The 23,351-nt window shown below is 48.0% G+C and carries 23 protein-coding genes; 18 read left to right on the top strand and 5 right to left on the bottom strand.

Translation table 11 applies throughout. From position 1 onward, the window contains the following. Positions 1-11: 11 nt before the first annotated feature. The 4 genes from AC6I8U_RS20760 to AC6I8U_RS20775 are packed head-to-tail and all read right to left on the bottom strand — an operon-like array spanning position 12 to position 3,746. Positions 12-872, bottom strand: a complete 861-nt coding sequence (locus AC6I8U_RS20760; protein ID WP_498019561.1) for an inositol monophosphatase family protein — start codon at positions 870-872, stop codon at positions 12-14. Continuing rightward, positions 844-1,941, bottom strand: a complete 1,098-nt coding sequence (locus tag AC6I8U_RS20765; RefSeq protein ID WP_498019562.1) for an ABC transporter ATP-binding protein — start codon at positions 1,939-1,941, stop codon at positions 844-846. The genes AC6I8U_RS20760 and AC6I8U_RS20765 overlap by 29 nt, the downstream gene beginning before the upstream one ends. Before the next feature lies 1 nt (position 1,942). Continuing rightward, entirely contained in the window at positions 1,943-2,860 is a 918-nt protein-coding gene (locus AC6I8U_RS20770) for an ABC transporter permease subunit (protein WP_498019563.1), read from the bottom strand. Positions 2,861-2,864: 4 nt separating this feature from the next. Further along, positions 2,865-3,746 carry a carbohydrate ABC transporter permease gene (locus AC6I8U_RS20775; protein ID WP_234497553.1) on the bottom strand — a complete coding sequence of 294 codons (882 nt, stop codon included), beginning with the start codon at positions 3,744-3,746 and terminating at the stop codon, positions 2,865-2,867. Between the two features lie 324 nt (positions 3,747-4,070). Here AC6I8U_RS20775 and AC6I8U_RS20780 point away from each other — a divergent pair, with 324 nt between their 5' ends. The 3 genes from AC6I8U_RS20780 to ltrA all read left to right on the top strand — a co-directional run bounded on the left by AC6I8U_RS20780 (position 4,071) and on the right by ltrA (position 8,673). Next, the gene (locus tag AC6I8U_RS20780) at positions 4,071-5,363 is read left to right on the top strand and encodes an extracellular solute-binding protein (protein ID WP_498019564.1); all 1,293 of its coding nucleotides are present in this window, start codon (positions 4,071-4,073) and stop codon (positions 5,361-5,363) included. Positions 5,364-5,411: 48 nt separating this feature from the next. Beyond that, positions 5,412-6,464 (top strand): glycerophosphodiester phosphodiesterase family protein, encoded by a 1,053-nt coding sequence (locus AC6I8U_RS20785; RefSeq protein ID WP_498019565.1) that lies wholly within the window; start codon positions 5,412-5,414, stop codon positions 6,462-6,464. Positions 6,465-7,200: 736 nt separating this feature from the next. Further along, the gene (gene ltrA, locus AC6I8U_RS20790) at positions 7,201-8,673 is read left to right on the top strand and encodes a group II intron reverse transcriptase/maturase (protein ID WP_498019566.1); all 1,473 of its coding nucleotides are present in this window, start codon (positions 7,201-7,203) and stop codon (positions 8,671-8,673) included. A gap of 477 nt (positions 8,674-9,150) precedes the next feature. Here the strand turns inward: ltrA and AC6I8U_RS20795 are convergent, their stop codons facing one another. Next, positions 9,151-9,294 carry a hypothetical protein gene (locus AC6I8U_RS20795; protein ID WP_498019567.1) on the bottom strand — a complete coding sequence of 48 codons (144 nt, stop codon included), beginning with the start codon at positions 9,292-9,294 and terminating at the stop codon, positions 9,151-9,153. A 611-nt stretch (positions 9,295-9,905) separates the two neighbouring features. Between AC6I8U_RS20795 and nifH the strand changes: the two genes are divergently transcribed. The 15 genes from nifH (at position 9,906) to AC6I8U_RS20870 (ending at position 23,337) form a co-directional block, all read left to right on the top strand. After that, positions 9,906-10,781: a nitrogenase iron protein gene (gene nifH / locus AC6I8U_RS20800; RefSeq protein WP_498019568.1), complete on the top strand. Its 876-nt coding sequence runs from the start codon at positions 9,906-9,908 to the stop codon at positions 10,779-10,781. A gap of 54 nt (positions 10,782-10,835) precedes the next feature. Beyond that, positions 10,836-12,299, top strand: a complete 1,464-nt coding sequence (gene nifD / locus AC6I8U_RS20805; protein WP_394153662.1) for a nitrogenase molybdenum-iron protein alpha chain — start codon at positions 10,836-10,838, stop codon at positions 12,297-12,299. Between the two features lie 85 nt (positions 12,300-12,384). Beyond that, positions 12,385-13,956, top strand: a complete 1,572-nt coding sequence (gene nifK / locus AC6I8U_RS20810; protein WP_498019569.1) for a nitrogenase molybdenum-iron protein subunit beta — start codon at positions 12,385-12,387, stop codon at positions 13,954-13,956. Between the two features lie 81 nt (positions 13,957-14,037). Beyond that, a complete protein-coding gene (gene nifT, locus AC6I8U_RS20815) occupies positions 14,038-14,256 on the top strand; it encodes a putative nitrogen fixation protein NifT (RefSeq protein WP_394153666.1) in 219 nt (72 codons plus the stop codon). Between the two features lie 37 nt (positions 14,257-14,293). Next, complete coding sequence (locus AC6I8U_RS20820; protein ID WP_498019570.1) at positions 14,294-14,953, top strand: NifB/NifX family molybdenum-iron cluster-binding protein; 660 nt, start codon at positions 14,294-14,296, stop codon at positions 14,951-14,953. After that, the gene (locus tag AC6I8U_RS20825; RefSeq protein ID WP_498019571.1) at positions 14,953-15,225 is read left to right on the top strand and encodes a DUF6129 family protein; all 273 of its coding nucleotides are present in this window, start codon (positions 14,953-14,955) and stop codon (positions 15,223-15,225) included. Before AC6I8U_RS20820 ends, AC6I8U_RS20825 begins: the two co-directional genes overlap by 1 nt. A 231-nt stretch (positions 15,226-15,456) precedes the next feature. After that, a complete protein-coding gene (gene nifE / locus AC6I8U_RS20830) occupies positions 15,457-16,902 on the top strand; it encodes a nitrogenase iron-molybdenum cofactor biosynthesis protein NifE (protein ID WP_498019572.1) in 1,446 nt (481 codons plus the stop codon). Position 16,903: 1 nt separating this feature from the next. Beyond that, positions 16,904-18,271, top strand: coding sequence for a nitrogenase iron-molybdenum cofactor biosynthesis protein NifN (gene nifN / locus AC6I8U_RS20835; protein WP_498019573.1), 1,368 nt, complete (start codon positions 16,904-16,906; stop codon positions 18,269-18,271). Then, positions 18,268-18,753, top strand: coding sequence for a NifB/NifX family molybdenum-iron cluster-binding protein (locus AC6I8U_RS20840; protein WP_394153676.1), 486 nt, complete (start codon positions 18,268-18,270; stop codon positions 18,751-18,753). Before nifN ends, AC6I8U_RS20840 begins: the two co-directional genes overlap by 4 nt. A gap of 14 nt (positions 18,754-18,767) precedes the next feature. Further along, entirely contained in the window at positions 18,768-19,067 is a 300-nt protein-coding gene (fdxB, locus tag AC6I8U_RS20845) for a ferredoxin III, nif-specific (RefSeq protein WP_394153678.1), read from the top strand. A 311-nt stretch (positions 19,068-19,378) separates the two neighbouring features. After that, positions 19,379-20,248 carry a Fe-S cluster assembly protein NifU gene (nifU, locus tag AC6I8U_RS20850; RefSeq protein WP_498019614.1) on the top strand — a complete coding sequence of 290 codons (870 nt, stop codon included), beginning with the start codon at positions 19,379-19,381 and terminating at the stop codon, positions 20,246-20,248. After that, the gene (gene nifS, locus AC6I8U_RS20855) at positions 20,241-21,461 is read left to right on the top strand and encodes a cysteine desulfurase NifS (RefSeq protein WP_498019574.1); all 1,221 of its coding nucleotides are present in this window, start codon (positions 20,241-20,243) and stop codon (positions 21,459-21,461) included. Before nifU ends, nifS begins: the two co-directional genes overlap by 8 nt. Positions 21,462-21,470: 9 nt before the next feature. Further along, on the top strand, positions 21,471-22,589 hold the full coding sequence (nifV, locus tag AC6I8U_RS20860) for a homocitrate synthase (RefSeq protein WP_498019575.1): 1,119 nt from the start codon (positions 21,471-21,473) through the stop codon (positions 22,587-22,589). Positions 22,590-22,600: 11 nt separating this feature from the next. Next, the gene (locus AC6I8U_RS20865; RefSeq protein ID WP_394153687.1) at positions 22,601-22,876 is read left to right on the top strand and encodes a nitrogenase-stabilizing/protective protein NifW; all 276 of its coding nucleotides are present in this window, start codon (positions 22,601-22,603) and stop codon (positions 22,874-22,876) included. A gap of 14 nt (positions 22,877-22,890) precedes the next feature. After that, positions 22,891-23,337, top strand: coding sequence for a nitrogen fixation protein NifZ (locus tag AC6I8U_RS20870; RefSeq protein ID WP_394153689.1), 447 nt, complete (start codon positions 22,891-22,893; stop codon positions 23,335-23,337). Positions 23,338-23,351: the final 14 nt, after the last annotated feature.

Genomic DNA, 23,351 nt, shown 5'->3' on the forward strand with positions numbered 1-23,351 from the left:
GTAATTCCGCTTTAGAGTATGGTTTGCATGTGTCGCGACAAATATTGCCATTTATCGTATGAGGTTGTCACCAAGAGGTTTTTACCTGTGACGAAGGTATCTGCCGATTCCCCGTCTAGATAGGCGGCATATCCACCCGCTTCCGCAATAGCGAGTAGCCCAGCATAATGATCCCATGGTTTGATTTTCCTCTGCGTTAAATAGAAATTCCCCGCACCAAACAGCAACCCTCGATACTCATGGCAGGAGCAACCGAAAGAGATGGTGCGCTTGTAGTCTTGCATCAATGCCATCAACGGCTTGGTCTGGTCTTCATCAAACAGAAAAGGTGAAATAAAGCCAAAATCGCCGTCCTTTTCTTCGATGACCAAATCACGCCTCTCACCGTCGCTGTTTTGCCAATAGCAGCCGTGCCCTTTTTGCGCCCACACCCAATCGTCGTTTAGCGGGTCATAGAGCATTGAAAACACCGTCTGTTTATTGATACGAATCGCCAACATGACGCCAAACACACCAATGCCATGAGCGAAGTTATAAGTTCCATCAATCGGGTCAATTACCACGAGCTTGTCGTGATGCTCAGGATGAAATGTGGACTCGTTCGACATCATTTCCTCCCCCATAAAAACAAAATCAGGGAAAAGAGGCTTGAGGTGTTTGACCAAATCCTGCTCTACTTGCTTGTCACAATCGGTCACCAGATCCGTGACTGATGATTTTGTCTGTATTTGTTGACTCTGGAGTTGCCTGAAGTTGGTCCTAATGGTTTCTCGCGACTGTTGACGAACAATAGTGAAAATCTGGGTGATCGTTTTCTTATCTAACATGCTCAACAAGTTACCTCTATCCTGCTTTATCCAGTTTATCGACATTCAACTCCACTCTCTTCGTCGTGACTGGATCGAAGAAATGCAGTTTGTCTTCTGGGAAGTAGATACGGACTTGGTCTGCGATTGCGATGTCTTGTCCCAACTGTGTGGCGATCATCAACTCCTGCTTGTCTCCCATCTCAACCGTCACCACCTTATGTGAGCCAAGATCTTCGACGTATTTCACGCACACAAAATCGCCTTTGTCCTGGCTAAACTCGATATGTTCAGGGCGGATACCGACCATAAGGTCGTCAGGAACCAAACTTAATGCACTCGCATCAATATATGATTCAACCACCGGATTGATTTTGAGAAGGTTCATGGCTGGTGAACCGATAAAGTTAGCGACAAACATAGACGCAGGCTTATCGTAGATATTGGCAGGGGTATCGAACTGCTCTAGGTTGCCCCCGTTGAGTACGATGATGCGATCGGCTAATGTCATGGCTTCAACTTGGTCATGCGTAACAAAAACCGACGTTGAACCAATACGTTGATGCAGTTGAGACAATTCCATTCGCATTTCATGTCGCAACTTGGCGTCGAGGTTCGAGAGTGGTTCATCAAAAAGTAGCACGCTTGGCTCGCGAACAATGGCACGACCAATCGCCACACGCTGCCTCTGTCCACCTGACAACTCGCTTGGCAACCTATCCAGGTAAGGCTCAAGCGAAACGATTTTCGCCACTTCTTCTACTTTCTCACGACGAGCTTGTTTCTTCATACCCTGGATTTTAAGAGAGTAACCAATATTGTCAGCGACCGTCATATGCGGATAAAGCGCATAGTTCTGAAACACCATGGCACACCCACGTTGTTTGGGTTCAAGATCTTGTACTTCACGTTCGCCTATGCGAATGACGCCTTGGTCTGCTTCCTCTAAGCCAGCAATAATGTTCATTGTGGTCGATTTTCCGCATCCAGACGGACCAAGAATGACAATAAACTCACCAGCGCGAATATCGATATTGAGATTATCGATGACTGTATTCTTACCGTAAGACTTTCTGATGTTAGTTAGCGTGATACCCTCAGCGTGCTCACGAATGTTATCTAATAGGTTGCTCATTTTACTTCTCCGAGAGTGTTAAGCCTTTAACAATGTATTTCTGCATTACGGCAATCATCAAAATGGGAATTATGTTAACGAGAATGGCTCCAGCCATGATCATCGGGTAATTAGGGGTTGCGCCATCGACAACGGTGCTCAACTTAACGAGCCCGACGAGCGCTGTCTCCATGTCAGGTCTTGATGCCACAACCAGCGGCCACATGTATTGGTTCCACCCTCCCATAAACATGAGTACAAACAGCGAGATAATGCTGGTTTTCGACAAGGGCAATAAGATATCGACCATGAAACGAATTGGACTTGCGCCGTCCATCGTTGCCGCGTGAATCAATGACGGTGGAATGGTTTTGAATGATTGTCGGAATAAGAAGGTGCCCGTTCCCGATGCCAAGATTGGTGCTGCCATACCAAAATACGTGTCGAGCAGACTCAGTTCCAGATGTAGTGGTGAGCCGTAATAGTGACTAATAAGATAATTAACGCCTACCCAATCCATTAGCACATTAACTGGGGATAGGATGTTGGATGCAACTTCGTAGCTCGCCACAATGCGTAAGTCCAACGGCACCATGGTCGACATCAAGATCATGAAGAAAATTATCGTGCCGTAGCGAACTCGAAAGTAGACAATTCCAAATGCAGCAAGAAATGAGAAGGCGGTTTTCCCAGCGGCTGACATCAAGGCAATAATAATACTGTTGCCAATCTGTGGAACCAGATTGGTCTCCGACATGACGAGTTTCATGTTACTGACTAGCTCGCTTCCCGGCAGGTATTGCAGACCCTCGCGCAAAAACGTCTCGTATGAGTGTGTTGCGGTGATAATCACAATGTAGATGGGCAACAGTACAAACAGCATACCTACAACTAGAATGGCATTTGCCACGCGATCTATGGATTTTGAATTTTCAATCATGGGATTAACGCTCGTACTTAACTTTCTTTTCTAGATAGAGGAACTGCACCAGAGCTAAGCTCAGAACCATTGCAGTTAATATCACGGTTTGAGTTGAAGCCCCCGACAGGTCTCGGCCCAAAAAACCATCCTCATAGATTTTGTATACCAACAGCTTGGTTGAGCCCCCCGGTCCCCCTTGGGTCATACTGGCAATCAATGCAAATGCAGAGACCACAGAGTCCGTCACTTCAAGAACCAGACTTAAGAACAATTGCGGTGTTAACAAAGGGATATAGATATCTATAATGCGGCGCCAAGGCCCCGCTCCATCCATCGCCGCAGATTGAGTGAGAGAGACTGGAATCGCCTGTAAGCCACCTAGGAAAATGACAAAATTGAAGGGAATGCCTCCCCACACGTGCGCGATGATCAGCATGGTAAAGGCATGGCTACCGTTCATGCCTGGTTCCCAAAGCCCTGGCTGAATCTCATTTAAGAATGAAAATATGCCTACGAAGGGATTGAAAATAAACGCAAAGGCGACACCGATCGACGCGCCTGCAACCGCCTTTGGCCACACTAAAAAGTTCCTGGCAGGTTTAGAGAGCTTGAGTTTTCTATCAACGGCAATGGCAAGAATCAGGGGCACTAGCACCGATAAGCTTGACCCGACCACCATAAACTTCACTGTCAGCCAAAAACTGCGATAAAACTCTGGATCAGCAAAGGTATAACGGTAGTTATCCAAACCAACGAAAATACTCTCTCCGCCAAAGGGAGGCTGAAGAGTTAGAGACCATTCCACCGATTTCAGTATCGGAAGATAAAAGAACAAAAACAGCAATAACAGCTGTGGACCAGCAAACCACAACGTCAACCACCGTTTCTTATAAACTGCCTGCATGACTATCCTTGAACAACTTAATATGTAATAGAACCGAGTTTTTACACGTTACGTGTAATTTATGAATCTAATATTACACATTAAGTGTTTTATTAAACCTAAGAGTCCATTTGATCTCCCTTTCTTATCAAACACATCAGAAACCCTCAAAATGATATGAATTTACAGTACCTTATTAGCATCAACTTACTACTTCGCTAATCAAGGAACCCATCAACCAATACATTTTGACTATTTTTAAAACTTCAAAGAAACCAACATCTTTCTGTAACATTCGCAATGATATGCTAATTATACACATTGAGAGTAAATTGGAGTTTAGCAATGAAACTGGTTAAAACAGCTCTAGCGTTGAGTGTTGCCTCTCTGGCATCTGTCGCGAGTGCTTCTGAGTCGACGACCATCGAGTTTTGGCATTCGATTGGGGGCAACGTGGTCGATACCATGTGCGAATCTTTTAATGCACAGTCCGTCAATAATGTTGAGTGCATCTATCAAGGTGATTACGACACGGCAATGCAAAAAGCCGTAGCGTCGATTCGTGCGGGTAATCACCCAGCATTGATGCAATTCTTCGAGGTGGGAACAACGGATCTAATGATGTCGGGTATCGCGAAGCCTCTAGAAGAGACCTACGACGACGTTAATTGGAGCGATTACATCGCTGGCGCCAAAGGTTATTACCAATCCTCTAGCAATAAGCTCATGTCGCAGCCATGGAACTCATCAACCATCGTGCTGTACGTCAATCAAGCTCAACTGGAAAAAGCGGGGATCTCTGGCACACCAGAAACCTACGAAGAGCTTCACGCAGCAATGAAGCAGCTGCAAGAGAGCGGCCATCAGTGCCCATACACCACAGATGGCCACCCTTGGCGTGTCATGGAACAAGTGGCAGCTCGTCATGGTGTCGATATCGCAACACAGCACAATGGCTTTGACGGCTTAGATGCCGAATACAGTGTCAACCAAGGTCTTATCGTTGATCACATGAACAACCTGTACGACTGGAATCAACAAGGTCTCGTCAAGCTCGATCCACAAACCCGCGCGGGCAAGTACACAAGTGCATTCGCCGCGGGTGAATGTGCCATGATGGAAGCTTCACTTTCAGCTTACAACGCCTCTTCGACGGCGCTTGGCAGTGACCTCACCATCACTATGGCTCCTGTTTATAAAGACTATGAGCGTTTAAACACGTTTGTAGGTGGTGGTTCACTCTGGATGCTTGACGGTCATACAGCAAAGCAAGAATCAGTGGCAAAAGAGTTCCTCGATTACCTTCGCAAGCCAGAGACACAAAAAAATCTAACAGCCATGACAGGCTATTTGCCAGTCACTCAAGAAGCCTACCAGCACATTATCGAAACCACAGAAGCGGATGACCCGACTTTTGCCTCTGTTCATGCAGGCTATGCGTCTCTCAATCAGCCAAGCAATGCGAACTCTCGCGGTATACGTCTTGGCTTCTACACGCAGTTCCGAAGCGTATTCCAAGAAGAGACTCAAAAAGCATTTGCTGGTGATATCAGCATGCAAACAGCACTCGATAATGCCAAACGTCGCGGTGACCAACTTTTGCGACGATTTGAACGCACGTTCCGCTCGGCAAGCTAATTCTTTAATTGTTTTTTTGGTAAGTAAGAGTCGTTAAGAGAGATAAAAATGAAATCTAAATTGTTAATGGTAGGCGCTTGCGTCTCCGTATTGGCTGGCTGTAATAGCAGCACTGATGAACAAGTTACTGATAGTCAACGTGTCGATGTCATGCTTGAGCGTTTACACAACGCTAATGAACATAGAGATCATGTGTTCGTTGTCGGTCACCGTGCACTATGGACAGACCAAGGCGAAAGCTTATTCCCTGAACAATCGCTTAAGTCTATCCAATATGCGATTGATATGGGCGTCGACGCTGTGGAGTTGGATATTCGTGTTACCGCAGATGAACAATATGTTATTTTGCATGATGGTTCGCTCGATCGAACGACGGATTGTACTGGCAGCATTAGCAGCAAAACATGGGACGAAGTCAAAGACTGTAGACTCACGATTCGAATCGATGATTCAGGCAACTACGAGCCAACGGATGAGAAGATCCCTACCTTGGAGCAAGTCTATGCACTGGCAAAAGACAAGATCCTTATCAACCTTGATAACAAAGTTGGTAATGGGCGCTACCCAGATATGCTCAACATGGCTCGCGAGTATGGCGTTGAGCGTCAAATCTTAGCGTCAGTTCGTATGGCTAATGAGAGCGGTCGTGAATCTGGTTATGCACTTATCGAAGAGTGGAAAGACTCCGAAGTAATATTCATGCCAAACATCTATGACTCAGATGCCGACTACAGCGATTCTGCTAACTACTCTTACCTTGAAGAAATTTTGGAAACGGTAAATCCAGCCGTAGTTCAAGTACGCAACGCTTGGCACGACTACCCTCAGTCTGTTACGCAGGATGGCGGCTTCTTCTTTACTGATGAGGCACTGGCGCTGCGTGACAAATACAACACGCACTTTTGGATCAACACGCTATACGACAACATCCACGGCTTGCGTTCTGGCGGACGTGGCGACGAAATGGCCTTCTATGACGATTTACCCGACGAAGTTTGGGGTTGGTGGCATCGCACCGGCGCAACCATGTTCCAAACTGATGAGCCAATTATGGCGACAGAATTTTTTGAAGAATCGGGCTATCGCAAAGATTACAAATAAAGCCGACACTGACAATCTAGTTGGTTAGATCCCAAAAGCCCAATAGGTAACCATCTATTGGGCTTTTTGTCTTGGGTGTTGGAAGAAACGGACTACTGCGGGAGGTAGTTACTGGGTACAACAAGAGTTTTAGAACAAGGCTCTTAACTCATTTTTGGACGTGCGACGTGAAGTCGTATGAAGCGCTGTTCACCGCTTTAAGAGTGAACCATCTGTATCACCAGATGAACCTACGAGCCTGAATAAAGTAGCGGCTCTGACAATGTAACGAAGAGCAATTAAACAATTGCTCGGGATCGAAATCGTGAGAGGTTGATCCTCCTGATAACCACAAATCGGGTGAGTGCTAGGTAATCAGTATGATGAACGAATGTGAATCCGTTTAAGGTGCGTTATGTGATGAAACAGCGGAAGTGGTTAATACGCTGTAGCCAAAAGGCAACGAGAGTTGGAAAGAGGTTGTCCTATACTCTTTCGTGATCAATTAAGCTCTCCGCACTATAGCGGGCATCTAACCTGATATTGCGTGACATACGGAACACGGTAAGCCTGTATCACTCCCTATGGGAAAGTCTTTGCGACCGATAGTGATGCAGGTATAGGAGGTCGGAGAAAGCGAAAGCTGCATTGTAATGATGCAGATACAGGCTTGTGCCTGATCACGAAAGTGGGCCCACTTCCGACTGGTCTCCCATTGCGAGAGAATTTGAAGAACTTTATTTAAGGAGAAAAGCAAATGGTGATCTCGAAAGAGATTAGTGCATCTTCTGACGGTGCTCAGTGGCAGTCTATCGACTGGAAATCCGCTGAAGCGCACGTATTAAAGCTTCAAATGCGTATCGCAAAAGCAACAAGAGAAAAGAAATACGGTAAGGTGAAATCCTTACAGTGGCTCTTAACTCATTCTCGCTCAGCAAAATTGCTTGCTGTTAAGCGAGTCTCTCAAAACAAAGGCAGTAAAACGCCTGGAATAGATGGCATTATCTGGAACACAGATAATCGCCGTATGAAAGCAGTCAATCAACTAAGTCGCAAGACTTACAAAGCCAAGCCACTCAAACGTATCTACATCCCCAAAAAGAATGGCAAACTCAGACCTCTAGGTATTCCGTGCATGATAGACAGAGCGCAACAAGCGCTCCACCTGCTTGCACTTGAGCCTGTTTCTGAAACACTAGCCGACCTCAACAGCTATGGATTCAGACCAAACCGCAGCACCGCTGACGCCATCAGTCAGTGTTTTAAATGCTTGGCTCTGAAGAAATCAGCAAAATGGGTTCTCGAGGGCGATATTAAAGCCTGCTTCGATAAAATCGGGCATCAATGGCTTATGAACAATATCACCGTAGATAAACGAATGTTAGAGCAATGGCTAAAGTCTGGTTTTGTGGATAAAGGCCTGTTCTACGACACCGATGAGGGTACGCCACAAGGAGGGATAATCTCCCCAACCTTGATGCTAATGACCCTCGCAGGGTTAGAACAACGCATAAAATCCACAGCTCTCAGAAAAGGTGCTAGAGCTAACTTCATTGGTTACGCTGATGATTTCGTGGTCACTTGCTCTTCAAAGGAAGTACTAGTGAGCGATATCAAACCGTTGATTGCTGACTTTTTGGCTGAAAGAGGGTTAACCTTATCCGAAGAAAAAACGAAGATTACTCATATTGATGATGGTTTTGACTTTCTGGGCTTCAACCATAGGAAGTACAAAGGGAAATTGCTCATTAAACCGAGCAAGTCCAACACGCTGTTATTCTTAAGAAATCTACGTGAACTTGTCAAAAAGCACGCTACTATACCCGTTAATGACCTTATCAAACTGATAAATCCGAAACTCAGAGGATGGGCGAATTACTACCGCCACTGCGTCGCTAAACAAGTATTCGGGTATGTAGGCCACAAGCTATTCCAAGCACTATGGCACTGGGCAGTTAGGCGTCATCCAACCAAGTCTAAAGACTGGGTTGTTCACAAGTATTTTCTCAACCGAAAAGGCCAATGGCAATTTCATGGTTGGCAGAAAATTATGGACATGGATTGCCAATTCAATCTGTTCCAAATCGCAAAAGTGCCAATAGAGCGACATGTGAAAATCCGAAACGCCGCGACTCCTTATGACCCCGATTACCAAGAATACTTAGCTAAGCGGAAATCAAAGAGACAAGCACGAAACTCTTGGGTTGAACCTGTTCCAACTGCTTTATGAGTTGCTGGGTATCAAACGATGCCTTAGCGGAGGCTTGAGCCGTATGCAGTGAAAGTTGCACGTAGGTTCTTAGAGGGGCGGCACTTGGCAACAAGTGTCGTCTACTCGACAAAACTGTTTTACAAGCCTTACTAAATTAGCGCTTGACGGATTACGGAGGTATAAAAAGATTTCTAATCAGTAGGCTGAAATCAGTTACCCACCATAGAAAAGAGTCGGTGAGTCGTTATAATTTGCTCATTTAGACCTCCGGTAATTTATATAACCACGTTTCAGTAATATAAACTTGAGGTGTCTATAGCTGAGACTATACCTCTAAATAGTAGAGCTTTTCATAGCCAAGCAGATTTGGAGTGCGTTCAATCAAAAGCAGGCATCTTGAACCATACTTAGAACATGGTGAATAGTTTCGATATTCCACAAGGTACCTCGTACTGGACTTGGTTATCAGAAGAGCCACAAATGCAGTCTTACGCCTTAGTTCATGACTTGCAGATCAGGCAACTTTTGTACATCTTCGACAAAAAACTGCATCGCTGAATCGAGTGGTCGCTCTGAATGCCAAGCCAGTTCAGTGAAGTACTGCCAGGTTTTTTCATTTTTTAGTTTCACTTCTTTCATTTCTCCAGACTCAATTGCCTGCTCACATATAATCCGAGGTAAATAAGCATAGCCTACCCAACTTTTACCAAGCCTAGAATTTGAGACGCGTTATTACACTCTATCACTCGATGGCTTTGAGTATCTACCCTCTCCAGCGAGCTCAAATACTAAGTCTTGGAACCTTGTACTCCCCTCAATGGCATAGAGGAAACGCGCCTTACCACCAGTGCGGTTTTAATGGCGAAGCCGCCAAATCTACAGTTCTTACCTATTCGAGTTCCTATCTGGCTGTAGCATCCAGTTGGTTGTTCTATAACGAGATTTAGGCATAAGGCTACGATGGTTAACTGATGTAACAAGATCAGGTCGTAGCTTCTTGATTTAGTTCCATCAGTTAAGCATCAGAGCCTATACCATGTAGAGTTTCTAAAGCTTGATTAACAAACAATTTTGTTTAATTCCTGACATTAACGAGCTTTATTGTCTGATTATGGAGTTTGACTACTTCTTATCGAAGGAGAATCTATCTCCAATAAAACAATGAGTTAAAAATCCTATATCAGTATTGGCGCGCTTTTCGCAGCGTCCACTTCGAATTGTTTTCAAATCATCCTATGGAGGGAACCATTATGGCAATTCGTCAATGTGCAATTTACGGTAAAGGTGGTATTGGCAAATCGACCACAACTCAAAATCTTGTAGCCGCTTTGGCGGAAGCGGGTAAAAAAGTGATGATCATTGGGTGTGACCCAAAAGCGGACTCAACACGTTTGATTCTTCACTCTAAAGCGCAGAACACCATTATGGAGATGGCTGCAGAAGCAGGCACCGTGGAAGACATCGAGCTAGAAGATGTACTTAAGGTGGGTTACGGCGATGTGCGCTGTGTGGAATCTGGTGGTCCTGAGCCAGGCGTGGGCTGTGCAGGTCGTGGTGTTATCACCGCGATTAATTTCCTTGAGGAAGAAGGCGCTTATGAAGATGACCTCGATTTTGTGTTCTATGACGTTTTGGGTGACGTGGTTTGTGGTGGTTTTGCTATGCCAATCCGCGAGAACAAAGCAGAAGAGATCTACATCGTCGTATCAGGTGAGATGATGGCGATGTATGCCGCTAACAATATCTCCAAAGGGATTTGTAAGTACGCGACCTCGGGCAACGTGCGTCTTGCGGGTCTAATTTGTAACTCGCGTAATACCGACCGTGAAGATGAGCTGATTGTTGCGCTTGCGAACAAGATTGGCACCCAAATGATTCACTTTGTACCTCGTGACAACATCGTACAGCGTGCTGAGATCCGTCGTATGACAGTGATCGAGTATGATCCTACCTGTAACCAAGCGGATGAATACCGCACCCTAGCCCAAAAAGTGATTGCTAACGACATGTTTGTGATCCCCGAGCCAGCAACCATGGACGAGCTTGAAGATCTGTTGATGGAGTTCGGCATTATGGATGTGGAAGACGAATCCATTATCGGTAAGTCTGCTGCTGAAGTCGCCTAAGCGCGGCTTACCAGCAAACATTCTATTCGCTAGTAAACCGTTTGGGAGGCAGAGATGTCACAAAGTAAACAAGAGAATCAAGCGCTTATTGATGAGGTGTTGGAAGTCTACCCCGAAGTTGCTAAGGCTGAACGTGCCAAGCACTTGGGCGTAAATGACCAACAAGGTGGCAGTAAATGCGTGACCTCAAACCGCAAATCGCTGCCCGGTGTTATGACCGTGCGTGGTTGTGCGTATGCCGGTTCGAAAGGCGTCGTCTGGGGGCCTGTGAAGGATATGATTCATATCTCTCATGGACCCGTTGGTTGTGGGCAGTACTCACGTGCTGGTCGTCGCAACTATTACACCGGCACCACGGGTGTTGACAGTTTCGGCACACTTAATATCACCACCGACTTTCAAGAGCGCGACATCGTATTTGGTGGCGACAAGAAGTTGTCAGCGGCCATTGATGAACTGGAGATGTTGTTTCCATTGAGCAAGGGTATTTCGGTGCAATCGGAATGTCCGGTAGGTCTGATTGGTGATGATATTGAGGCCGTGGCCAAAATGAAGGGTGAAGAGATCGGTAAAACCATCGTGCCTGTCCGTTGTGAGGGGTTCCGTGGGGTGTCGCAATCGCTTGGTCACCATATCGCCAACGATACGATACGCGATCATGTGTTGTCGAAGTCAGATGACAAAGCGTTTGAAGCGGGTGATTACGACGTTGCCATTATTGGTGACTACAACATTGGTGGCGACGCGTGGTCTTCTCGCATCATCTTGGAGGATATGGGGCTAAACGTGGTTGCACAATGGTCGGGTGACGGCACCCTACCGGAAATGGAAAACACACCTAAGGTAAAACTCAACCTAGTGCACTGCTATCGCTCTATGAACTACATCGTTCGTCATATGGAAGAAAAGCATGGTGTGCCATGGATAGAGTACAACTTGTTTGGCCCAACCAAGATTGAAGAGTCGATGCGCAAAATAGCGGAGTTCTTTGATGACAAGATCAAGGCGCAAACAGAAGAGGTGATCAAGCGCTATCGCGAGCAGTGGCAAGCGGTGATTGATAAGTATCGCCCGCGCCTAGAGGGCAAAAGCGTCGTGTTGTACGTTGGCGGCCTGCGACCTCGTCATATCATTGGCGCTTATGAAGATCTAGGGATGGAAATTGTCGGTGCCGGTTATGAGTTTGCGCACAACGATGATTATGTAAAGACCACCCCTGAAGTCAAAGATGCCACCTTGCTGTTTGATGATGCTACCGAGTATGAACTGGAGGCATTCATTAAAAAGCTCAACCCGGATCTTGTTGGCTCGGGCGTCAAGGAGAAGTATGTGTTTCAGAAAATGGGCTACCCGTTCCGTCAGATGCACAGCTGGGATTATTCCGGCCCGTATCACGGCGTGGATGGATTCGCCATTTTTGCTAGAGATATGGACTTAACTATCAATAACCCGTGTTGGGAGGCCATCACCGCACCGTGGAAAAAAGCTGAGCCTGTTGCGCTAGAGCAAAGTGCATAACCCAATGGAATGGAGTGGTTGCAAGTAACCACAATAGTTAACCGAACCGATGTTCACGGATTAGTGACACGGTAGGAGAGTACCTATGAGCCAGAAGATTGATGATATTAAAACCGGTTATGACCTGTTCAAACAGCCGGAATATCGCCAGATGTTCGAGAACAAGCGTAATGCCCACGAAGATGCCGTGGATGCGCAGAAGGTGAAAGAAACCTTCGAATGGACCACGACGGAAGAGTACAAAGAGATCAACTTCAGTCGAAAACACATCACGATTGACCCAGCAAAAGCCTGCCAGCCGTTAGGGGCTGTGCTTTGTGCACTTGGGTTTGAGAAAACACTGCCTTACGTACATGGTTCGCAAGGGTGTGTCGCCTATTTTAGAAGCTACTTTAACCGCCACTTTAAAGAGCCTGTTGCCTGCGTTTCCGACTCTATGACCGAAGACGCTGCGGTTTTTGGTGGTCAAGATAATATCTTTTACGGTTTGCAAAATGCCTACGCACTCTACAAACCCGAGGTCGTAGCGATTTCCACCACATGTATGGCAGAAGTTATCGGTGATGACCTAAATGCCTTTACCGGCAACGCTAAGGCGGGTGGCTATATTCCAGAAGATCTACCGACACCTTATGCCAACACACCGAGCTTTGTCGGCAGTCACTTGACGGGGTGGGACAATATGTTTGAAGGCTTCCTCGGCTACTTTACTCGTAACGAGATGGAAGGCAAACAGGTTGGCAGTAATGGCAAGATCAATATCGTACCTGGTTTTGAAACCTACCTCGGTAACTATCGAGTCATTCGCCGCATGATGGCAGAGATGGACATTGACTACTCACTGTTATGCGATCCATCAGAAGTGCTCGATACCCCTGCAGATGGTGAGTATCGAATGTACGCGGGTGGTACACCCATCGATGACATCAAAGATGCACCTAACGCTAAAGCGACGGTGCTTCTGCAACCGCAACACCTAATCAAGACCAAGAAACTTATCGCTGGTACATGGAAACAAGATGTACCAGAGCTGGAGATCCCAATGGGGCTCGAGTGGACCGATAACTTTGTGATGAAGATGGCGGAGCTGTCAGGCAAGCCTATTCCGGATTCTATCACCACCGAGCGCGGTCGCTTAGTGGATATGATGACCGATTCTCACGCTTGGTTGCACGGTGTCTCTATCTCGCTATATGGCGACCCAGATTATTTACTGGGTATGACGAAGTTCCTCACTGAGTTGGGCTGTGAAGTGAAACACATACTGTGTCATAACGGCAACAAACGCTGGCGTAAAAAAATGGAAGCGCTGGTGGCGCAGTCGCCCTACAGCGCTAATGCCGAGATCTATGTGGGCAAAGATCTCTGGCACTTCCGTTCGCTTGTGTTGACGGATAAACCCGATCTGATGATTGGTAACTCCTACGGCAAGTTTATTGAGCGCGATACCAAAGCCAAGGGTGAGGAGTTCGAGGTGCCACTAGTACGCATCGGGTTCCCTATCTTTGACCGTCATCACCTGCACCGTGAAACGACACTCTGTTATCAAGGTGCGATGTATATCTTAACGACTTTGGTCAATGAGGTACTGGCGAAGCTTGATCGTGAGACAAGCACACTGGGTAAGACCGACTTCGGCTTCGACTTAGTACGCTAGTGTTACGAAAATCGGCTGGATTAGGCGTTGCGATTGCCCAATCCAGCCGACCGTTTTTAGCCGCGATCACAGGGAGTATGTATGGCTAATGTAATGATTCAATACGATGAGGCTGGTGAGTTGTCACTGTACCTGCCGAAAAAAGACCTTGAAGAGAAGGTCACCCACTTTGAGTTTGATGATAACGAGCGATGGGGAGGGGAGGTACATCTCGCCAATGGCGCGATCTACTTTATAGAGCCGATGTTGAAACCCAAACTACCGATCACCCTGAGAGCGAAGCGCTTGCAGGCCGCATAAGTCGAGTATCTCAATCGGTCATTAATGAGGAGTTAATATGGATACAACTATCTCGCCACCCGCGGCGCTGCGTATCGCCATGGTATCTAAGTCATTGCCGTCAATCGAACTCAAGGCGTTACTTGGTGTGCTCATTCAACACCTAGGGGCCCCCGTTACCGAACACAAGCTGCAAAGGATGTCGCCAAAATCGTTTCGGGTGATCGTCAGTGCGTTAGACAGCAGTCTTTCACGAAAACAGGTCACGTCAGCCCTAGCGGTGCTTACCAACCAAGATGCGGGCTCGTTTGATGCCCCGGTTATCCCAAACGAGGCGCCGATTGCCGGTCCAAAGCTGCGTGTTGCTATCACCTCTAATCAAGCACAGCTGTTAAACGGTCATTTTGGCTCATCGCTGCGAGTATTGATCTATGAGGTAAATGCCACCCAGCACCAGCTCGTAGAGGTTCGGCCAATAGACAGCGAGCTGAAAGGGGAACGAAGAACCGAGGAGATTATCAGCCAAATAGCAGATTGTCAGATCTTGTTTACGCTCTCCATCGGCGGCCCTGCTGCAGCAAAGGTCACCAGAGCTTACATTCATCCAGTTAAAAAAAATCAGGCTGTTGAGGCGAAGCAAGTGTTGGCGGAACTTAGTGAGGTGATTGGCAATGCACCGCCGCCGTGGATCAAGAAAGCCTTATTAGAGGGGGAGTAATGACTACTGAGACTCATCGTCAATTGTTATCCGTTATCGCCGAACTGCGCGCGCTAGATACCTTTGAGCCAGCAAGCTTATCGGCGCTGCAACTGCGCCACCCAGCCATTGCGTTAACACTCTGTTGGCAGGATGAACTGGTTGAGCGCGAACCTTATGTTGCGCTGTCAAATGTTGACATCCATCTCGTTGCCTCAGCAACTCATCAATGTAGCACTCTTACCTTTGACTTGGCCGCGAGCAACGGTCTATTGATCGCACTGCAAGACTAACCTCCTTTCAATCATGTTGACCCTTATATACTGCCAAAGGGTCAACTAAGGCAATGCGTAGAGGTGACTCTCCATTGCCGGCCTCGCTTAACGATTTTGTCAGCTTTACGACAATTGTCGACTTTCTCATTGGGTGAAAAATAATATTTTCATTTAATTCAATTGGTTAGTTTGTGGATCCTATTTTGCAGCATTGAGAGTTTTCACAGTTAACTATTTGTAGGAGAGCGGATGAAGCGTTCTGAGATCAAATCACTTCAAGATGAGCCAGCTTGTGAACACAATCGGGGTGACAAACAAGGTTGTGCACGACCTGTACCGGGTGCAACAGCGGGTGGCTGCACGTTTGATGGGGCTCAGATCAGTCTGCTGCCCATAGCGGATGTTGGTCATATTGTTCATGGGCCGATTGGTTGTGCGGGCAACAGCTGGAATAACCGTGGTACACGAGCAAGTGGCGACAACCTATTCCGGTTAGGATTTACCACTGACCTTAATGAACAAGATGTCGTCATGGGGCGTGCGGAGAAACGCTTGCTGCATGCTATCAAGCAGCTTGTCGAGACCCATCAGCCTCCGGCGGTGTTTGTTTACATGACGTGTGTGCCGGCCATGGAAGGGAATGATGTCGATGCGATCTGTGCGATTGCCGAGGCACGTTTTGCCATTCCGGTGATCCCTGTTGACGCGGCGGGTTTCTACGGCAACAAAAACCTTGGTAACCGAATTGCTGGCGAGGTCATGGTGAACCGTGTGATTGGCACGGCGGAGCCACCAGAAAAGCCGCCTATGGCGCACGACCCGAGTCGCAAGGTCCACGACATTGCACTTATCGGCGAGTACAACATTGCTGGGGAATTTTGGCACGTGTCGCCACTGTTTGAAGAGCTTGGGCTACGAGTACTTTGCTGCATGGCGGGCGATACTCAGTTCCACCAAATCCAAACCATGCACCGTGCTGATGTGTCGATGGTGGTGTGTTCTCGAGCACAAATTAACGTTGCTCGACGGTTGGAGGAGAAGTGGCAAATTCCTTGGTTTGAGGGCAGCTTTTACGGCATTCAAGATACCAGTTTGGCGCTTAGAGAGTTTGCACGCTTGATAGGGGACAAACAGTTGATTGCGCACACCGAGCAGGTGATAGCTCGTGAGGAAGCACGGGTTCGTCAACAGTTAGCGCCATACATTGAGCAACTGGCAGGGAAAAAAGCGCTGCTTTACACCGGCGGGGTTAAGTCTTGGTCTATCGTCTCAGCACTCAAAGAGCTACGTATCGAGACGGTCGCAACCGGCACCAAAAAATCGACCCAAGCGGACAAAAATCGTATCACAGAGATCATGGGAGAGGATGCCGTTATGCTCGACGAAGGTGGGGCGAGGCTGCTGCTCGATACCTATTATCAGCATGATGCGGATGTGATGATTGCTGGTGGGCGCAACATGTATACGGCGTTAAAAGCACGCTTGCCATTTCTCGATATTAATCAAGAGCGTGAGCACGCCTATGCAGGTTATCAGGGCATGCTGCAATTAGCCAAAGAACTTTGCCGTACCATTCACAGTCCAATCTGGTCCCATGTCAACAGCCTGCCACCTTGGGAGGTTGTGCCAGAGCCGATTCGTCCCCCTTCCACCCTTGCTGTCAACCCACCAACCACAGTGCTTCAAGGAGAGTGATATGACCAAGCTAATCAAAGCCAATAGCCCACTCACAACCCAGCCGTTAAAAACCAGCCCAGCAACAGGTGCTGCGCTGGCCAGTTTGGGTTTTCATAGCAGTCTGCCGTTGATGCATGGCTCCCAAGGTTGCAGCGCGTTTGCAAAAGTCTATTTGATTCAACACCTGAGGGAGCCAGTACCGATACAAAATACGGCCATTGACCAGATAGCTGCTGTCATGGGAGGAGATGACAACCTCAAGGAGGCCTTGGTGTTGTTGTGTGAAAAACACGCTCCGGAGCTGATTTGTGTCATGACCAGTGGCCTCACGGAAATGCAGGGAACCGATGTGGCAAGAATCATTGCTGATTTTGTACGCCAGTACCCACAATACGCTCAGACACGGATAGTCAAAATGAGCACACCGGACTTCGTCGGTACCATGCAAACGGGTTTTGCCCATGCTGTTGACAGTATTGTGCGTCAATTGGTTCGTGAGCCTTCAGTCATTAAGCGCGAGAAGGCATTAGTCAATGTGCTCTGTTCTGTTGGTATGACATCGGCAGATATAGAGATCTTGAAGCGCTACCTAAAGGCCTTTGATCTTGAGGCGATCTTCGCTCCAGATTTGTCGCAGTCCTTAGATGGGCATTTAGATAAGCGTGACTTTTCGCCTTTGAGCGCTGGAGGAACTTCAGTGGCCGAGATAGAGATGATGTCTGAAGCGGTGGCGACTCTCTGTGTGGGAGAGTCAATGTTACCCACCGCACGTTGGCTAAAAAAACGCTTCTCGGTGCCATTTCAATACACTGATCTTGCGATGGGTATTGAGGCATGTGATGAGTTGGTTATGTTCTTATCGCAACTATCCGGCCGCAACGTACCGCACTGGATCACAAGAGCGCGTTCCAGGCTACAAGATGCCATGCTTGATGCCCATTTTATGCTTACTGGCGCCAATGTTGCCATCGGTCTGGAGCCTGACCTCGCGATTGGTTATACCAAGCTATTGACCAGCCTTGGGGTCAATGTCACGAGAGTCGTGACCACATTGGATACCGAGGCCGTGAAACAATTAGCGGTTGAGGAGATTATTGTCGGCGACCTGTCGATGCTCATTCCGAGCGGCAGACCCGTGTCGGCCGTGATCAGTAATACTCATGCTGCCCATATCTGTGAGCCAGACATTCCGGTATTGCGGGCTGGTTTTCCTTGTCACGACCGATTCGGCAATATGGATTTGCTGCAGTTTGGCTACGAGGGAAGTCGAGCGCGCGTATTTGCGTTATCTAATTGTTTGTTGGCGAATCACCAAGATGAGGTGTTGCCTCATGTGAGTCAATATCGATTCGATGCCAGTAGCGTAGTACCCAAGGGGGATCAATGACAACACAAAAGCGAAAACTGCACGTTGAACCGCGCCCTGATTTTACTGAGTTGCTGGTTAATGTGGCGTTTGCGACTTCTGACCGGCACAAGGTGGATCAGCATTTTGGCAGTGCAAAAGGGATGTTGATCTTTGGCATCGGCAAAACAGAGTGGCATCTGCTCGAAGCAATAGAGTATCCAGATCCTAAAGGGGACACACACCAAAAACTGCCCAACCGGATAAGGGATCTACACGGCTGTGCTGCGGTGTATTGCGTCGCTTGCGGGGCATCGGCGATCCGTCAATTACTAGGGGAGGATATCAATCCAGTCAAGGTTGACTCGGGGCAAGATATTCACTGCCTGCTTAGTCAAATACAGGCGCAGCTTCAGGCCCGTCCCAGCGGGTGGCTTTTTCGGTCGATAGCTAAGCACAAGTCGTCAAAATCAAGTGATTCCGAGCAGAATCGACTTGAGGATTTAATGGATGAAGAATGGTAACTAAGGAGAAATGCATGACATATATTGTCGGCTATACCAAGGCGGGGAGCGAGTGGCAACCGCAGTTTATTGAACAACTTGATCCGCAAAGCTGCATCGGTTGTGGCCGCTGTTACAAGGTGTGTTCGCGAGGGGTATTTGATCTTGTCGAAAATGAAGTGGCGGATGATGACGATGACGATCTATACGAGGACGAAGTTATGATGGTGATGACGATAAAAGACGCATCGGACTGTATAGGCTGCGAAGCATGCGCCAAGGTCTGCGCAAAGAACTGTCATAGCTTTAAACCTGCGGTGATGCCTGCTGGCTAACGCGTCCGCTTTAGCCATATCTTGCTTAACAAGCAGCGTTTCTACGCTGCTTTTTACGTTGTCATAAAAGCGACAAAACCTATGTCTGTCAGATTGTCGCGAAAGTGACAAATTGGCATGGTTTCCAACAATTATCCAATATGTTCACGTCATGTTGGAGGGGGTGTCTGACATTAATTTCTTTAAAATCATTATGTTATGATTTATGTGTGATCTGGTTCAAAGCTTGCAACCCCAATACCTATCTGTGTGTGACTTGATGCTGCTTCAGGTTGATGCACCTAAGAACAATATCTTTGATGGGAGTGCGTATGTGGGATTATTCAGACAAGGTTAAAGAGCATTTCTTCAACCCCCGTAATGCCAGTTTAGTCAGTGATGCCAATGCTAAAGGGGATGTGGGCTCGCTCAGCTGTGGTGATGCCTTGAGCTTAACACTAAAAATTGAACCCAATACCGAAGTGATTGAAGAGGCCGGGTTTCAAACATTTGGTTGCGGCAGTGCTATCGCGTCATCGTCGGCGCTAACCGAAATGATCAAAGGGAAGACGATTTCTGAAGCGATGGCGGTGACCAATAATGACATCGCCCGTTATTTAGACGGTCTGCCGCCAGAAAAAATGCACTGTTCGGTAATGGGGATGGAGGCACTGCATGCCGCGATAGCAGATTATCGTGGTGAGGAGCAGGCACAAGCGCATGAAGAAGGGGAGTTGATCTGTAAGTGTTTTGCTATTGATGATCTGATGATCAAGCGAGTCGTCACGGCCAATGGATTGACAACGCTTGAGGACGTTGTCAACTACACCAAAGCCGGCGGCGCCTGCACCTCCTGTCATGAAAAAATCGAATGGGTGTTGGAGGCATGTTTACAAGAGATGGCCGACGCGGATACAGACCAGGCAGGCGCTGATGACGCCAGTGAACGTATCACCATCATCGAAGAAGTCATTGCGCAGATGCGTCCTAATATCGTTGCCGATGGTGGCGATATTGAATTGGTGGATGTCGAAGACGATATGGTGTTCGTTAGCCTGACGGGCAACTGTATGTCTTGTGGCTTATCTGGGCTGACGATCTCAACCCTTGAAACTAAGTTATCCACGGCACTCGGCATGGCGATAACGGTATTCCCGGTGACGGTGGCGGATGAAAACAAAGAGGGCACCCATTATGCATGAGACAACTCAACCGCTAGTCTATCTAGACAATAACGCCACTACTCGGGTGGATCCTAAGGTGGTGTCGACCATGATGCCTTACCTTGAGCATTACTACGGCAACCCGTCGTCCATTCATGCTCTGGGGGCCCAAGTTGGTAAGTCTATCCAGCGGGCTCGAGAGCAAGTGCAGGCTTTGATTGGTGCTGAGCACAGCTCGGAGATCGTGTTTACTTCCTGTGCTACAGAAGCCACAACTACTGCAATTCTCTCGGCTATCGAGGCGACACCAAGTCGAAAAACCATCATCACCTCACAGGTTGAGCACCCGGCTACTCTGGATTTGTGTATGAACCTAGAGCGTAAAGGCTACAAGATCGTTTGGATAGGAGTCGATAAATTCGGTGCATTTGATTTTGCAAGTTATCTTGATGCCCTGAGCGATGATGTTGCGATTGTGTCGGTTATGTGGGCAAACAATGAAACAGGCACTCTGTTTCCGATAGAGAAGATTGCGTCAGCGGCAAAAACCGTTAACGCCCAAGTTCATATTGATGCGGTACAGGCGGTCGGAAAAATCCCAGTTGATATCGGTTGCTTGGATGTCGATATGCTGTCACTTTCGGGACACAAATTTCATGCGCCGAAAGGCGTCGGGGCGCTCTACCTCAGAAGAGGGACTCGTTTTCGTCCCTTGATGCGAGGCGGACACCAAGAGCGAGGTCGTCGTGCCGGCACCGAAAATGCAGCGGGGATAATCGCGCTCGGTGCGGCAGCAGAAATCGCTGCTCAGTCACTGGTTGATAGTTCCAGTCAGATCGCCTTGCTGCGTGACCGCCTTGAGCAGGGGATCTTGGCGACGATCCCTAATACGTTTGTCACAGGTTCGCCTTCGTATCGCGTCCCAAACACCAGCAACATTGCCGTAGAGTATGTTGAGGGAGAGGCCCTTTTGCTGCTTCTTAATCAACAAGGTATCGCAGCCTCTTCAGGATCAGCCTGTACCTCGGGTTCGCTTGAGCCATCGCATGTCATGAAAGCGATGGATATTCCGTACACGGCGGCTCATGGCACATTGCGCTTCTCTTTATCAAAATTCACAACTGAAAGTGATATTGAGCGGGTATTGGCGGTGCTGCCGGCCATTGTCGAGCGACTCAGGGCGCTTTCGCCTTATTGGGATGACCAAACAGGGCAGCCGATTGAAGACGGTTTTGTTCCGGCATACGCATAGGGGGACGCGATGGCAGTGATCATCAATGACACTACGCTGCGTGATGGTGAGCAAAGCCCGGGCGTTGCCTTTACGACTGAGGAAAAAGTGGCCATTGCCATGGGGCTAGAAGCAGCCGGTGTGCCAGAGTTAGAAGTGGGAATTCCTGCCATGGGGCGGGCTGAACAAGAGACAATACAGGCCATTACCGCTTGCTTGCGTCAGTCAACGACTATGGCTTGGTGTCGCATGAAGCGCTATGACCTGCAGTGCGCTCAATCTCTGGGACTAGATTGGGTGGACCTATCTACGCCAGTCTCACAGCAACAGATTCACCATAAACTCGGGCTGACGCCCAAGCAGTTATTCGCTCACTGCGAGTCGCATGTAAAAACGGCGTTAGAGATGGGGTTTGACGTCTGCATCGGTATGGAAGACGCCTCACGAGCAGAGATGCCATTGATGTTGAGGCTTGCAGAGGTTGCGGCGAAGTGGGGGGCAAAGCGGCTTCGTTTCGCCGACACGCTTGGTGTTCTTGACCCAAGCGCTACCCACCGCTGTATTGCAACATTGAGAGCGGAAAGCGATCTACAAATTGAGATGCATGCTCATAACGATTTGGGCCTTGCGACCGCGAACACGCTAGCCGCAATAGATGCGGGTGCTACCTCGGTGAATACCACGCTCAACGGATTGGGTGAGCGTGCCGGCAATGCCGCATTAGAAGAGGTCGCAGTGGCAATGTCGGTGCTAGACAAAGGCGATACCAATATTGTGTTGCAAGCACTGCCTTCTTTGTGTCGTGACGTAATGAGCGCGGCGGGTAGACAGTTATGGCCACAAAAAGCCATCGTTGGTGAAACGATCTTCAAGCATGAGTCTGGCGTTCATGTTGATGGGCTGCTTAAAAATGGCGTCACCTATGAGGGGTTTTCGCCCAAACTTGTGGGGCGTGATCACGAGTTTGTTCTCGGTAAGCACTCGGGACGACGGGCGATCAACTCCATTTATCTTCAGCTTGGTCATGATCTTGATGCCAGTTTGTGTGATGAACTTCGCTTGTCATTGCGTGAGTGGGCAGAAGTCAACAAGTGCACCCCGTCCAATGACGATCTTCGTCAGTTATTGCAGCGCCAAGTCTGCGCTTAGGAGTGATGACTATGGAACCTGAAAAGTTAGCGGTGTCACTGGCCTCACTCTCATCGGCGGAGGATTTTCTCGACTACTTTGGTGTGAGCTATGACCCAGAGATTATGGCCCCTAAACGCATCACACTACTGAGAAACTTTCATCGAGCGCTAGCAAGTATGCCAGAGCCCAGAGGGTATTTAGCCTACAAAAAGGCCCTGAATCTTGCTTATCGCGATCTGTTGATTGGCAATAATCTACCTTTGGCGAGTAGCAACTGCGCTCATTGTAACGAGTGTGATGACTGATTAGGAGTGATGCTATGCAGTGTTGGGATGCGAAGTTTCCGATAGGTAATCAAGTTCGCTTGATTCGCAATGTACGCAACGATGGCAGCTTTACTCAGCTCAACAAGGGGGAGTTGCTGGCGGCGCAAGGGGATGTTGGGGAAGTTCGAAGCTCGGGATATTACCTGCAGGATCAAATTGTCTATCAAGTGTTTTTTCCTACTCGCAATCAGGTAGTTGGTATCAAACAGAGTGAACTCATCGACGTCAACCTGGAGTGGGTGCCGTGTCTGTTTCGCTCCCTCGACAAGGCTCGGTTGACACTGGCACTAAAGGTAAGAGACAGCATTATTGCGGTTAAGGGTGATGTCGTCGAAGTGCAACGTGTGTTTCGAGACCTAGATACCGGGAAGCTGGAGTATGAAATTGCCGTTGGTGGTTATTTTGTCAAGGTCGATGCTAGGGTCGTCGAAGCGACATAGTTTAAACATCAATT

This window comes from Vibrio sp. KUL80, from assembly GCF_059725495.1.